This window comes from uncultured Corynebacterium sp. (assembly GCF_947253065.1).
Classification (GTDB): Bacteria; Actinomycetota; Actinomycetes; order Mycobacteriales; family Mycobacteriaceae; genus Corynebacterium.
This window is the reverse complement of sequence record NZ_CAMXWS010000001.1, coordinates 45025-58626: the sequence shown is the minus strand read 5'-3', so window position 1 is coordinate 58626 and position 13602 is coordinate 45025. Positions and strand designations below refer to the sequence as shown.

Genomic DNA, 13602 nt, shown 5'->3' with positions numbered 1-13602 from the left:
CCCGCGGTCCGCTCAAGTATTCATGGCGCTTCCAGCTCGGCTGCAGCTGCTTCTAAGGTTCTCGCGCATGAATCTAGCAGAGGTGTTGAACACTTACCCGAGAAAGTGTGTGAGTGGCGAAAGGTCTAAAAAATCGGTGAGTCGGTTTAGGCCTGATCTGCGGGATTTACAGGTTCGACACCATTGACCCTCTTCTGATTCTCAATGAACGTGCGTTCTGCCAAAGACTCACCAGCACCATCCTGAAGGTGGACAACTACGTTGAGGCCGAGTGCTTCAAGGTCTTCGACGTCTTCGCGGTACATGGCCACGGAGCTGATGGTGCACTCATCGGTGTTGATCTTGGAAGCGTGGATTTCCTTGACGGTATCCACGTTGGCGTGCTGGGAAGGCATGGCGAGCATGATCATGTTGATCTGGTGGCTATCTTTAACGCGCTCCCAGAAATCAACGTCTGTGGCATCGCCCTCAACGACGTTATAGCCACGCTCCTGCAAGTGGCGGACTCGAGCTGGGTCGTGCTCCACACCAAGGACTTTTGCACCATAGACCTCGCTGAGCTCGATGTAGGCTGCGAGCCCCAAACGTCCAACACCGAGAACAAGTGCATGTGCGTCGCCCAATTCGATGGGACGGTCCTCCGGATGAGTCTTGTGCGGCGGACGAGTGGGCAGGCGCTTGGCAAGGTGAGTAGCGCGTGAAACAGACTGCGGGTTGACGATCGCGGAGACGACGAAGCTGATGGACACCGCAAGAACCAGTGACAGCAGCCAACGCTGGTTGAGCCAACCGTCTGCAACACCCAATGCGGCAATGATGAGCGCGAATTCGGAGTAATTCGACAGCAATAAGGCGGCGAGCACGGACGTACGGTTACGCAGCCCAAGGAGCCAAAGAATCGCCCAATACGCCATGGCTTGGATTGGAAGAAGCAGGAGAAGAAGACCAGCGTCAAGCAGATTCTCCCAATTGGGCAGGCCCATGAATCCGATATTCACGAAGAATCCAACGAGAAGCAGTTCCTTGAGCGTGAATAGGGAGTGGCTGAGCTGTTCGGCGCCAGGAGAGCGGGAGAGCACTACGCCCATGATCAACGCACCAAGACTGCCGGAGAGCCCAACAAGTTCAAAAAGGGCATAGCCGGGAAGCAGCGCCATGACGATGCCGAACATCGCGCCAAGCTCACCGTGTCCGAGTTTGTACCAACGCCGCGTGGTCAAGGCGAGCAATGGGACGATTGGAATCAACAACAGGGAAGCAAGGTGTGGTGGCTCACCACGGAGAATGCTCATGAAAGCGACAGCAAGAATGTCTTGCATGATCAACACACCAATGCAGATATTGCCGTAAAGGGCCTGCTCGTCGCCACGATCCTGCAGGATCTTGATCACGACAATCGTGCTGGAGAAACTCAATACAACGGCGATATTGACTGCGACCCCAAAGCTGGTTGGGCCGAAGGCACCCAGCGCACCGAGCCCAGTAATGAAGGCCGATCCGATCAGCGTCATCACCAAAACATGGGCACTTGCCGTGAGCCATATCGCTTTATCGGTCAGCGCTTTCAGATCAAGGCGGAGACCGATAGCAAATAGCATGAGGGTCACACCGAGATCCGCGAAGAGATTCAGTGAGCCAACATGCTCGACACCGGAAGCATTAAGAGCGAAACCAGCGACGAGAAAGCCAATGAGCGGTGGTAGGCGCACAGCCCAAGCAATCAGGCCACATCCGAACACCACAGCGAGGTAAGTCAACAGGAGTTCCACGGATTGCAGTCTGCCGGATCAAAGCTCATTCATGCGTCATAAAACACGTAATCCCCCGAAGGGGGGGACTGACCCATCGGGAAGGGGGAGTGTTGGTGAGGTCTAGCATGAGACCCGTGGAAAAGCAGCTCAATACTAGTGATCAGGGGTCGTCGCAGTCCCAACCTGCCAACTCCACAGCTCAGGATCCGCGCGAGCAGCTCACTGGTCGCGCCATCGCAGTGTGGTTGTCGGCGCTTTCGCTCTACATTGTTGCCATTGTGGGTCGCACGTCACTCGGTGTGGCGGGCGTCGATGCGCTTAATCGCTTCCATATCAATGCCTCGCAGCTTGCAGTGTTTACTGCTGTTCAGGTTGGAGTCTATGCATTTGCGCAGATTCCCACCGGCATAGTCATTGACCGCATTGGCCCGAAGAAGACGATGGTTGCGGGCGCTTTGATCATGGCTCTAGGCCAGGTGATCATCGCATTTTCTACGTCTTACCCGCTCGCGGTGGCAGCACGTGTGCTCATCGGCGCTGGCGATGCGTCGGCCTTCTTGGGCGCGATGCGTTTGCTTCCACTCTGGTTCCCGTTGCGTCTTACCCCACTGTTTACCCAGCTCACCGCTGGGCTGGGCCAGTTGGGGCAATTCATTTCCGCAGTGCCTTTCCTGGCTATTCTTCATGCCGCAGGATGGGTGCCAGCATTCATCTCACTCACCACTGCTGGTTTGATCATCGCGGTCGTGGGTTTGATCGCGCTTGCCGACGCCCCCGGGGAACGCAAAAGCAAGAAGAAAGCCCACAAGAGTCCCGCTTCTGAGCGACTCAGCATTGGTGAGACCTTGAAGCGCGTTTTGACAGATCCGGTATGTTGGCAGGGCTTTTTCACGCACTGGACTGGGCTGATGTACCAGTGCATCTTCACGCTGTTGTGGGGCATGCCACTTATGACTTTGGGTCTGGGCCTCAGCCCGAGCCAGGCAAGTCTGGTGCTGGTGATCAACACCTTCTCGGTCATCGTGGCTGGCCCGCTCATGGGCATAGTTTCCGCGCGCACCGGCCGTAGCCGAATCAATGTCGTCGCCGTCATCGCCGTGCTGGATCTTTTGGTCTGGGTGGCGTTCTTCGTTCCTACAGAACCGCCGACTTATTGGGCAATCATTGTTCTGAATATCTTGATGGCTGCTTTTGGCGCTAAGTCGAATTTCGGCTTCGACTCCGTCCGTGAAGAGGTCGATCGCAAGATTCTCGCCACAGGCACTGGACTGGCCAATATGGGTGGCTTCGTTGCCACGATGATCGCGGCACCGTGCGTGGGCTTCCTGCTCGACCTGAACTCCAGTGGTGGCAACTACACCTGGGACTCCTTCCGGATTGCCTGGATTGCCGTCTTTGCCGTGTGGGCAATCGGCTTCATCGGTCTCCTCGTTTCGAAGCGTGCAACGTCAAAGGCCGTCAGTGGAGCGAATTACCGCGTGGTAGAGGTAGACGAATAACGGAGAATACGACAATAGAAGAGAGGTTCCGGTGCTGTGCCGGAACCCCTCTTGCTGTTTTGTCGGACTGACAGGATTTGAACCTGCGACCCCCACACCCCCAGTGTGGTGCGCTACCAAACTGCGCCACAGCCCGATGTTCATGTTGCGGTGCATGCGCGGGGCATGCTCGCGTCGAACGACGGATAGATTACCGTACGGGCGAGTGATTGATGTAATCGGCTGGTCACGTAAAGTTGCCTCATGGGCAAGTTTGACTGGTTCTGGAAAGCGATGGGCGCGTCCGCCGAGCGCAACGACAAGAAGTCGAAAGGCATCGTGACGCAGGCATACGAGCTGATTGCGGACTATGAGCACCGCAGCGATGCTGAGCTGGTTGATGCGGTTCGGGGGACCGTTGAGGCAGGCCAGATCAAGAAAAAGCCAGAGTTTCTAGCGGTGCTCACGGTCGCTTCAACTCGCACGCTCGGCATGACACCGTTTGAGGTGCAGAACCAGGCCGTGCTGCGCCTGCTGGAAGGCGATGTCATCCAGATGGCTACGGGAGAGGGTAAGACTCTCGTTGGAGCGATGGCGGCGACTGGTTTTGCTCTCACGGGCAAGAAGGTCCACCTGATTACGGTGAATGACTATCTCGCGGCTCGTGACGCGGACTGGATGCGACCACTCGTAGAGTTCTTCGGACTGTCGGTGGCGTCGGTGACGGAAGCGTCGACACGCGAAGAGCGCGTGAGCGCGTATCGCAGCGACATTGTCTACGGGCCTGTCACTGAAATCGGCTTCGATCACCTGCGCGATAACCAAATCACGCACCGCGAACAGACAGTCCAGGTCGCGGCAGACGTCGCGCTCGTCGACGAGGCAGACAGCGTGCTTGTCGACGAAGCCTTGGTACCCCTCGTTCTCGCCGGCGCGAAACCGGGGGAGCAGGCCACCGGTCAGATCACTGAGGCGGTGTCCCACCTTGTGGAAAACAAGGACTACACGATCGATTCGGACCGCCGAAATGTCTTCCTCACTGATGAGGGAGCGAACAAGATCGAGCGCAGCTTGGGCATTGATTCGCTGTACTCGGACGAAAATATCGGCACGATCCTGGTGCGCGTCAATCTGGCTTTGCACGCCAAGGCCCTTCTGATTCGAGACGTTCACTACATCGTCCAAGATGGAAAGATCGACCTTGTTGATGCTTCGCGCGGACGCGTGGCTGAACTGCAGCGTTGGCCAGATGGACTTCAAGCTGCTGTGGAAGCGAAGGAAGGCCTGGACGTCTCCGAAGGCGGGCGCATCCTGGACCAGGTCACGTTGCAGGCGCTCATGCGACGCTACCCATTGGTCTGCGGCATGACCGGCACCGCCGTCGAGGCCACTGATCAGCTGCGTCAGTTCTATGATCTTCACGTCTCTGTCATCGACCGCGCGAAGGAACTTCGACGCTTTGATGAGGCAGACCGGATCTACGCCACGATGGAGGAGAAGTTCGCAGCGATCGTTGAAGAGATCGCGCACATTCACTCGTCAGGTCAACCTGTTCTCGTGGGTACACATGACGTTGCCGAGTCTGAGGCATTGGCTGAGGCTTTGGAGCAAAAGGGCATCTCGGTCAATGTGCTCAATGCGAAAAACGATGCGGAAGAGGCGCGCATTGTCGCTGAAGCTGGCGATCTTGGTCGAGTGACTGTCTCTACCCAGATGGCAGGTCGTGGTACCGATATTCGCCTGGGCGGCGCTGATGAATCGGACCGCGACGCAGTGGTCGGACTTGGTGGCCTTGCCGTGATCGGTACTGCTCGCCACCGAACTGCACGACTGGATAATCAACTGCGTGGCCGTGCTGGCCGTCAGGGCGATCCGGGTTTAAGCCTGTTCTTCGTCTCCCTCGAAGACGATATTGTGACCGCCGGCGGTGCGGATGAGCGCGTCAGTGCACAGCCAGATGAACGCGGTTTGATTGATTCCAAGCGTGTCCAGGACTTCATCGAACACTGCCAGCGAGTCACTGAGGGGCAATTGCTGGAAATCCACGCACAGACGTGGAAGTACAACCAGTTGTTGGCGGACCACAGGGAGATCGTCGATAAGCGACGTGTTTCTTTGCTGGATACCGATCAAGCCTGGAATGAGTTGGCCCAGCGGAGCCCGGAGCGTGCAGCTGAGCTTGAGGCGCAGGGGATTGATCGGGGAGTGCTCGAACAAGCTGCACGCGAAATAATGCTGTTCCACCTCGACGATGAGTGGTCTGAGCACCTCGCTTTGATGGATGATGTGCGCGAGTCCATTCACTTGCGTGCGATCGCGCGTGAAACGCCAATCACGGAGTACCACCGCATCGCAGTGCGTGAGTTCAAAGAATTGGCGAACCGAGCTGTCGAACGCGCGGTTGAGACATTCAACACAGTCATAATTGATTCCAATGGTGCGCATCTTGAGGATGCAGGCTGGGTTCGACCCAATGCGACGTGGACTTACATGGTTTCTGACAACCCACTTTCCGGCGGCGGAAATTCCGTTATTTCAGGCATTGCCAGCATTTTCCGTTGATATCTGGGCGCTTGGCGGTGTCTCAAACGCGCGTTGCAGCCAGTTGTCAGTATGATGATCGTGGACTTAAATTGATTTGTATCCGTCTAAAACGTCAGGAGAAGAGATGAGCGAGAACACCGGTACACCGGAGGCACAGGTAGAGACCACCTCTGTCTTCCGTGCGGATCTTCTGAAAGAGATGGAGACGGGAGCAACCACCGCCTCTGACCACGTTGGTGGAGCAGATGGCCTGCCGCAGGACGCGGCGCTCCTGGTAGTCAAGCGTGGCCCGAATGCTGGCGCACGCTTCCTGCTTGACCGCGACACCACGACCGCTGGTCGCCACCCGGAGGCAGACATCTTCCTCGATGATGTCACCGTGTCCCGTCGCCACGCTGAGTTCCGCCGCAATGAGGGCGAGTTCGAGGTCGTTGACGTCGGATCCCTCAACGGCACCTATGTCAACCGTGAGCCGCGCAACTCTCAGACGCTGTCCACCGGCGACGAGATTCAGATCGGTAAATTCCGTCTCGTCTTTATCGCCGACGAGGACTAAAAGACTTTCGCTTATCCGACGGCGCGGGGAGCGCCCACGAGAAGCGAAACCCCTCGCCTGTTGAATATTTCAGGCGAAAACCAAGCAGAGTTGGCCCAAGTTAGACAGAGTTAGACACTGTGAGCGCAATCCGGAAAACAAAACCGAGCAATCAGGCACCCCGCTCGGGCACGAAGACCATGTCGATTGGTGTCGTGATCAAGTGCCTCAGCGAGGAATTCCCGGATGTCACCGTGTCCAAGATTCGTTTCCTTGAATCAGAGGGCCTGATCACCCCGGAGCGCACCCAGTCTGGGTACCGTCGCTTCACCGAAGCTGATGTTGAGCGTCTGCGCTACATTCTGATCACCCAGCGTGATAATTACCTGCCGCTCAAAGTGATCCGTGAGCAGCTTGAAGCCATGGACTCTGGCAAGGTCACAGCTGTTCTGGCCGGTCAGAATAATGCTGATCCGATCATTGCTCCCGAGAAATTCGCGGCTCCAGCATCCACCCGCCTGACTGATGCGGATGTCGCCGAGCAGGCTGGCTGTGATGAATCCGTAGTTGCAGATTGTATTGGTGCTGGTTTGATTGTCCCGGACTCTTCCGGACTGTTCACTGTTGATGACGTGAACGTGGTGTCTACCGCAGTCTCCTTGACTGATTTCGGTTTTGATGCCCGCCACCTCAAGAGCATCCGCCAATCCGCTACCCGTCAGGCGGACCTGATTGCACAGGTCACTGGTCCGGTTGCTAAGTCCGGGCGTACCGCCGCTAAGCAGGAAGCCAGCGAGATTAATCAGCAGATGAGCGCTTTGGTTGTTTCCCTGCACGCTGCATTGGTGAAGAACGAGCTGCGTCGCGGTTTGGCTTAATCCACTATGAGTACTGTTCCAGTCAGACTGTGCGGTGTCTTTCCCATTGGTCCAGAGAACTACCTCTGTGCCGCTTTGCTGTGGGAAGAACGCCGTCGGTTCCTTCCCGTATGGTTGCCACCAGTTGGAGGAGCTCAACTGCTGAGCCGTATTGGTGAATGGGAGCCGACCCGGCCGGATACACACAATCTGCTGGTCGACATGATCCGGCAATCCACGGCTGGCGTGTCCTCAATCGAATTGACTAGCTACTACAACGGTGTCTTCATCGCCCAAGTTGCCATGGAAGACGGCGCTGAATTCGATTGTCGCCCAACCGATGCATTGATTCTCTCCGTCATGCTTGATTTGCCGATCGAGGTAGACGAAGACGTAATCAATCAAGCATCGCTCTGGATGAGTGCAGAAGATGCCGCAGATTACTTCGATATCGAATTTGATTCAGAATTTCCAAGCGGGGCAGAAGCATCCAACGGTATGGGGCAGGGGGATTCCGCTGTTGGTGATGCGCAGGCTGACCGTGACTTCGAGAAACTGATGCGTGAACTGGGCGTTGAGGAAAAAGATCTCGGTTTCGGCGATTTTCCTGAGTCTGATGGGACTCAAGATGACAGTGGGGAAGAGTAACTCTAAAGTTAAAGTTGAGGTTAAAACTTCGGCGTGTTGATCGCCGTGGTCTTGACCACAGCATATGCTTGCCTTTAAATAATCATTAGGCTCTTTCCTAAACTTCATGGGAGTAATTACGTGAGTACGATTGAGAACCTCACCGCCACCGAAGGCGTTGAAGCACCAGTTCAAGAATCGCTTTTTGATCTGGGCCCCTCTGATGAGGTGGGCTACCGCGTCCCGATTGCCTGTCAGGTCGCTGGAATCACCTATCGCCAGCTGGATTACTGGGCGCGCACCGACCTTGTGCGGCCGTCCATTCGCAATGCAACCGGCTCTGGCTCCCAGCGCCTGTACTCCTTCAAGGACATCCTTGTCCTGAAGATCGTCAAGGGCCTGCTGGATACCGGCATCTCCTTGCAGAATATCCGCCTCGCAGTGGACAAGCTGCGTGACCGTGGCATCAATGAGATCTCCGAGATCACTCTCGTCTCCGACGGCACCACCGTTTACGAGTGCCGCAGCAACGATGAGATCATCGATCTTCTCGGTGGTGGTCAGGGCGTCTTCGGTATTGCTGTGCCACAGATCGTCAAGGAACTCACTGGCACCATTTCCGCCTTCCCGTCCGAGCGCATTGGTGGCTCTGCCGAAGACGAGGGTGAGAATGTCGTCGCTATTGACGAGCTGGCTGATCGCCGTCGCCGTCGTAGCTCCTAAAAAGTCTTAGTTACTCCCAAGTACATAGGGTGCGGTTCCCCATAGCGGGGCCGCACCTTTTTGCTATGTCTCAGGCGGAGGCGGAAGTAATTGCATGCTGGGTTCTTACCGACTGGTGTGGATCTAGATTACGTAGTTTCATCGTGAAGTAGTTTTGACCTGGACTTTTAGAGCTTCCCAGTCGGGCAGATGCAATCTAAATCCACCGGTCACTCGGCGTGCCTGGCGAACAAGCGCGCCTTGACCAAGAGGGCTATGGCTAGTTCACCCCGGCAGCGGAGCGGATGGCTGCGTTGAGATCGGCCGGCGAAGCCGCGTCGGTAGTGCGCTCAGCGGTTTCGGCGAGCTTCTCATCTGGCTCGCCGTTGCCGGTGCGGACAATGGTCAGGGACACGCCATTGTCCTTAGCATCGGCAAGAGCCTGCAATGCGTAGTCATCGGCGATGTCGGCTGAACCGGAGGTGATCAGGACAATGCGCACCGGATGATCAGGTGCTGATTCGGTGACAGCATAGTCCACTGCAGCACGCACAGCCTCGCGGGTTTGCGGCTGGCCGCCGTTGATGAAGCGATGAGCAGTGCCGATTACAGAATTCGGATCATCAGTGAGGGCGACATTTGCACGGTAGCCCTTGGTCACGCCCGGGGTGAGCGGGGAGGAGTAGTTCCAGAGGGCGACTTGGTTGCCGCCGTCGGTAAGCATCGGCGCGATCTCGTCGATCGCGGTCGCGGCTGTGTCATTGAATTCCGACATGTGGATAGATGTATCAAGCACGAAGATCGTATTCGCAGGTTCACCGGAAGCAGTCTGCTCGGCATCAGCTTGCTCCTCAGGAGCCTTCTCATCACCGGTCACGCGTGTGCCATTCGCGGGTGCGGCTGCCTTCCAAACAGGTGCACCGATAGTGCTTAGATCGGTGTGCTCTGCTTCGCCGGAAGCATCAATGAACATCTTGCCGGCGTAATCGGTGAATGCCTGGGCAGCACGGGTCTGTTCTTCGTTAACGTTCCCGGTGGTGTTCAACGGGATTGCGTTGTATACCAGGTCCGCACCATCGAGAGCGGTGAAGGCTGATCCTTCAGGAGCGTTGTCTTCAGTGGTAGCTACCGCGGCGTCAGGTTTGCCTGCACCTTCAGCTGTGGTGCCAACGCGCTGTTTGTCGAGCGCCTCGGTGGCTGCTTCCTCGGAATCTGCCACCTGGTTAGCCACAAGTGCTGAAGCTTCAGGCTGCTCATCAGTGGCGAAGACTACCTTTGAGATGTCGGATGAAGCTGCGTCTGCAACAGCATCATCCTGCGCAGCGAGACCGACGGGTGAGGCATGAACTGCTGGCGGTTCATTGGTTGCAGCACTGCGTCCGGCAGCCTTAATTTCTTCTTCGGAAATCGGGGTGCGCGGGGCGATGTAGACCGCTGCATCTTCAATGGAGTCGACGTACGTCGGTTTGATGCAGTAATCACGCACCACCGGGTTCGAAGCGGCGTATTCCCCGACGAGCTTTTCGCCGATTGCTTTGTTTGCCGCCGCGAGTGGAAGTTCCAACTCGCCTGAGACACACTCCTGCTGCTCACCAGCAGCGTTGCCCTCGCCGCTGGAATTGCTGTCGCCGCGCTGCATCAACCACAACACGACGGCTGCGATCACAAGTGCGATCACAACAAGGAGCGCGATGAGCCCCTTAGACAGCGAGTAGTTGTTCTTACCGGTGGAGTGCCGTCCCATGGCGCAAGCCCCTTTCGAGCAGACTTCGTCCCACCTAGTCTAGCCCTCGCACACGTGCTCAAGGATCGCTATGAGCTGGTGTCGCAAGAGATCTGCGCGCTCGGTGAATGCTCGTTGGCGAGAAACATATTCCGCTTTACCCTCTGCGGTTTCAATAGCTACAACGCCATAGCCGAGCCCACGACAGTCGTATGGAGAGGCCTCCATGTCCAAGAGGCGAATATCGCGGGCGAGCTCGAAGCAATCCAAAAGCAGATCGCCAGGCACGAGCGGTTCCATTTTCACTGCCCATTTGAATAAGTCCATGCCCACGTGCAGGCAGCCTTTTTGTTCGTGCTCAGGGCGCGTTGTGCTGTTGAGCACCGTGAGATTCAGGGGTCTAGCTGGGGGAGTGAAGAAACGGAACGCGTCGTAGTGCGTGCACTTAATATCGTGGCTTTCTACAACTGCGTTGGTTCCTTCAGCTCCTAGGCGAAGCGGCAGGTCATGCCGCGGAGTATCGGTGCGGTAGACCATCGCCCATTCATGAAGACCGAAACAGTCGAATTGCGCGCGATTGGACTCAGAAGCACGTAGCAAGGTCAGCACTTTGTCCATCGCATTGCCGCGGTGCGTTAAGAACTTTTCGACGTCCGCACTTACCGTACTTACCGTCCCATCCGACTCCACCCGGTAGTCGCGCCAATGGGCGTGCGGCGCATCGGCGGCGTCGATAAGCGCTGTGTTCAGCCCTGGATGCCAACGCATGACGTGCGCTGGGCGCACTGCGTAATAGTCGAAGAGGAAGTCCCAGATCGGATGTTTCTGCCCCCGCGAACGGCGTGCCAGATGCGGATCAATCCACTGTGCAGCGCGCTCCTCGTGCGCGCGCATCTGGTCCTGCCACTCGTTACGAGTGAGCTTATGGGCGACATCGACAGACATCAGTTGCCTTCGTGGGTCCAGTCAGCCACGGTGCCCACGTATTCCTCAATGAGATCCTCGAGCGCGAGAACACCAACCAACTCTCCATTGTCACGAACCTGTGCCAAGTGCGCGGAGCGACGGTGCATGGATGTCAAAGCTTCATCCAGTGTGCCGGAGCCATCGACAATGCTCAGTCGACGCACGCGGTTCTGCGGAATGATTGGGTTAGCAGCCTCCGATTCCAGAAGGTCCAGTACGTCCTTGACGTGGATATACCCGAGCAGTGCGCCATCGGAACCCGCAACGGGGAAACGGGAGAAGCCGGTGTCCTGTACAGCGCGCTCCAAAGCCGAAAGCGCGATACCACCGCGGGAATACGGGATTGTCACCACATCCGCGATCGGGATCATTACTTCCTTCAAACTGCGGTATTCGGAGGACAGTGCATTAGCAAGGCGGGCGGTCTCCTCTGCGTCGAGAAGCCCTTCCTGCCTGGATTCCTGAATCATGTTGGCCAGCTGCTCCTGGTCAACAGTGGTATCGAGCTCATCGCGCTGCTCGACGCCGAAAAGCTTGAGCGTGTGTCGCGCGAGCTCGTTCAATGCGTAGATCAACGGGCGGGTGACCTTCACCCACAAGTCCATCGCCGGAGTCAGCCACACAGCGAGGGTTTCTGGACCCGCGATCGCGATATTCTTCGGGATCATCTCACCGAAAATGATGTGCAAAACCGTGATGAGCAGCAGTGCGATGATGAAGGAGAAGGGGTGGAGAAGATTCTCCGGGAGTCCAAGCCCAGTGAACGGCTCCTCGAGGAAATGAGCAATCGCTGGCTCAGCAACCTTGCCCAAGATCAACGAGGCAATCGTGATACCGAACTGAGCACCAGCCAGATACAAAGAAAGGTGTTCAGTCGCCTCCAAAGGACGGCGTGCACCAGTTTTGCCCTGAGCAAGCATGGATTCGAGGCGGTCGCGGCGGGATGACACGAGAGCGAATTCGGATGCTACGAAGAAGGCATTCGCCAGTAGTAGGCCGATGATGAGGAGAATGGCTACCCAAATGCTCATTGGTTCCACCCCGCAGCTTCTTCATTAGAAATCGGAGTGAGAATCGCCTTATCCAAGCGGCGTCCTTCCATTACCGATACCCGGGCGACCCAGCGGCCAGCATTGCCACTTTCGAAATCATCCTGCAGTTCGTTCCCAGACACAGGCAGGACCACGGAATCGCCGACCTGGGGGAGACGGCCCAGGGCGAACATGATCAAACCACCCAGGGTCTCATATGGCCCATCAGGGGCAAGGTAGCTTGTGCGCTCGGCGAGCTCGTCGAGACGCACGAGGCCGGAAACTTCCCACGATGAACCAAAGCGGAGGAAGTCCCGCTCCGACTCGCGATCATCGTATTCGTCGTACACCTCGCCGAGGATCTCTTCGACGACATCCTCAATGGTGACGATGCCTTGGGTGCCGCCATATTCATCGGCGACGAGAACCATCTGAGAACCAGCAGAACGCACCTGGTTGAGCACTGCATCTCCGTCGAGGGTGCCGGGAACGAAGGAAACTGGCTTAGCCAAGCTACCCAGCCGAGTGGTGGCGCGCTCATCACGGGGAACTGAGAAGGCGTCCTTGATGTGGACCAGACCGACAGTGTCGTCAAGGTCGCCCCGGCGCACTGGGAAGCGCGAGTGGCCAGTTTCTATCGCGAGGGCGATGAGATCGCTGACAGTGTCGTCTACATCCAAAGAATTCACCGTTGACCGCGGAGACATGACTTCCTCCGCGGTGGTCTCCCCGAACTGGAGAGAGCGATCAAGCATTTGTGCCGTAGCTGCGTCCAAGCCACCGGCCTCAGCGGAGCTACGCACCATGGCGCCGAGCTCAGAGCCAGAACGGGCCGAAGCCAGCTCATCTGCAGGCTCGATACCGAGCTTGCGCACGAACCAGTTCGCGGAAGCATTCATGCCCTTGATGAACCACGTGAAGACAGTGTTGAAAGCATTCACTGGAGGAACAACAAAGCGTGCAGTCGGGAGTGGGTGAGTAATGGCAAGGTTCTTCGGCACCAGCTCACCAAACACCATCGACAACGTTGTTGCCACGATGAGGGCGAGAATCAACGCCACGGGGCGCGAGGCAGATTCGCTAAGCCCAAACAATTCCAGAAGGGGAGTGAAGAACCGGGCAAGCACCGGCTCGGCAAGAAAGCCCGTAGCAAGTGTGGTCACCGTGATGCCCAGCTGCGCACCGGAGAGCACGAAGGACAGATTACTGTGATCGCGCTGCACCGCACGTGCAGTTTTATCGTCCTTTTCTTGGACGTGGGCTTCAATGGTCGATCGTTCTAGACCCGTCATCGCGAACTCGATGGCCACGAAGAGGCCGGTAGAAGCCGTGAGCAGCACGAAGCCGATCAAGGCAAGGATGGAAATCAATATGTCCATGAGTGGTTT

At 56.9% G+C, this 13602-nt stretch carries 11 protein-coding genes and 1 tRNA gene; 6 read left to right on the top strand and 6 right to left on the bottom strand.

All coding sequences use genetic code 11. The annotated features are described in order from the left end of the window. Positions 1-146: 146 nt before the first annotated feature. The gene (locus Q0X21_RS00280; RefSeq protein ID WP_297849693.1) at positions 147-1769 is read right to left on the bottom strand and encodes a cation:proton antiporter family protein; all 1623 of its coding nucleotides are present in this window, start codon (positions 1767-1769) and stop codon (positions 147-149) included. Positions 1770-1876: 107 nt separating this feature from the next. Here Q0X21_RS00280 and Q0X21_RS00275 point away from each other — a divergent pair, with 107 nt between their 5' ends. Beyond that, complete coding sequence (locus Q0X21_RS00275) at positions 1877-3250, top strand: nitrate/nitrite transporter (protein ID WP_297849692.1); 1374 nt, start codon at positions 1877-1879, stop codon at positions 3248-3250. Positions 3251-3312: 62 nt separating this feature from the next. Here Q0X21_RS00275 and Q0X21_RS00270 read toward each other — a convergent pair. Continuing rightward, a tRNA-Pro gene (locus Q0X21_RS00270) sits at positions 3313-3386 on the bottom strand. Positions 3387-3493: 107 nt separating this feature from the next. Between Q0X21_RS00270 and secA2 the strand changes: the two genes are divergently transcribed. From secA2 to Q0X21_RS00245, 5 genes are all read left to right on the top strand, one after another. Then, the gene (gene secA2 / locus Q0X21_RS00265; RefSeq protein ID WP_297849691.1) at positions 3494-5791 is read left to right on the top strand and encodes an accessory Sec system translocase SecA2; all 2298 of its coding nucleotides are present in this window, start codon (positions 3494-3496) and stop codon (positions 5789-5791) included. Positions 5792-5897: 106 nt separating this feature from the next. Beyond that, positions 5898-6329 carry an oxoglutarate dehydrogenase inhibitor Odhl gene (odhI, locus tag Q0X21_RS00260; protein ID WP_297849690.1) on the top strand — a complete coding sequence of 144 codons (432 nt, stop codon included), beginning with the start codon at positions 5898-5900 and terminating at the stop codon, positions 6327-6329. A 119-nt stretch (positions 6330-6448) separates the two neighbouring features. Further along, positions 6449-7186: a MerR family transcriptional regulator gene (locus tag Q0X21_RS00255; protein ID WP_367172597.1), complete on the top strand. Its 738-nt coding sequence runs from the start codon at positions 6449-6451 to the stop codon at positions 7184-7186. Positions 7187-7192: 6 nt separating this feature from the next. Further along, positions 7193-7813, top strand: coding sequence for a bifunctional nuclease family protein (locus Q0X21_RS00250; RefSeq protein ID WP_297849689.1), 621 nt, complete (start codon positions 7193-7195; stop codon positions 7811-7813). A gap of 129 nt (positions 7814-7942) precedes the next feature. After that, the gene (locus Q0X21_RS00245) at positions 7943-8515 is read left to right on the top strand and encodes a MerR family transcriptional regulator (RefSeq protein ID WP_297849791.1); all 573 of its coding nucleotides are present in this window, start codon (positions 7943-7945) and stop codon (positions 8513-8515) included. Between the two features lie 259 nt (positions 8516-8774). Here the strand turns inward: Q0X21_RS00245 and Q0X21_RS00240 are convergent, their stop codons facing one another. The 4 genes from Q0X21_RS00240 to Q0X21_RS00225 are packed head-to-tail and all read right to left on the bottom strand — an operon-like array spanning position 8775 to position 13593. Further along, positions 8775-10238, bottom strand: coding sequence for a vWA domain-containing protein (locus Q0X21_RS00240; RefSeq protein ID WP_297849688.1), 1464 nt, complete (start codon positions 10236-10238; stop codon positions 8775-8777). A 39-nt stretch (positions 10239-10277) separates the two neighbouring features. Next, the gene (locus Q0X21_RS00235) at positions 10278-11162 is read right to left on the bottom strand and encodes a 3-methyladenine DNA glycosylase (protein ID WP_297849687.1); all 885 of its coding nucleotides are present in this window, start codon (positions 11160-11162) and stop codon (positions 10278-10280) included. Then, positions 11162-12214: a hemolysin family protein gene (locus tag Q0X21_RS00230; RefSeq protein WP_297849686.1), complete on the bottom strand. Its 1053-nt coding sequence runs from the start codon at positions 12212-12214 to the stop codon at positions 11162-11164. Before Q0X21_RS00230 ends, Q0X21_RS00235 begins: the two co-directional genes overlap by 1 nt. Beyond that, positions 12211-13593: a hemolysin family protein gene (locus tag Q0X21_RS00225; protein WP_297849685.1), complete on the bottom strand. Its 1383-nt coding sequence runs from the start codon at positions 13591-13593 to the stop codon at positions 12211-12213. The genes Q0X21_RS00230 and Q0X21_RS00225 overlap by 4 nt, the downstream gene beginning before the upstream one ends. Positions 13594-13602 lie beyond the last annotated feature (9 nt).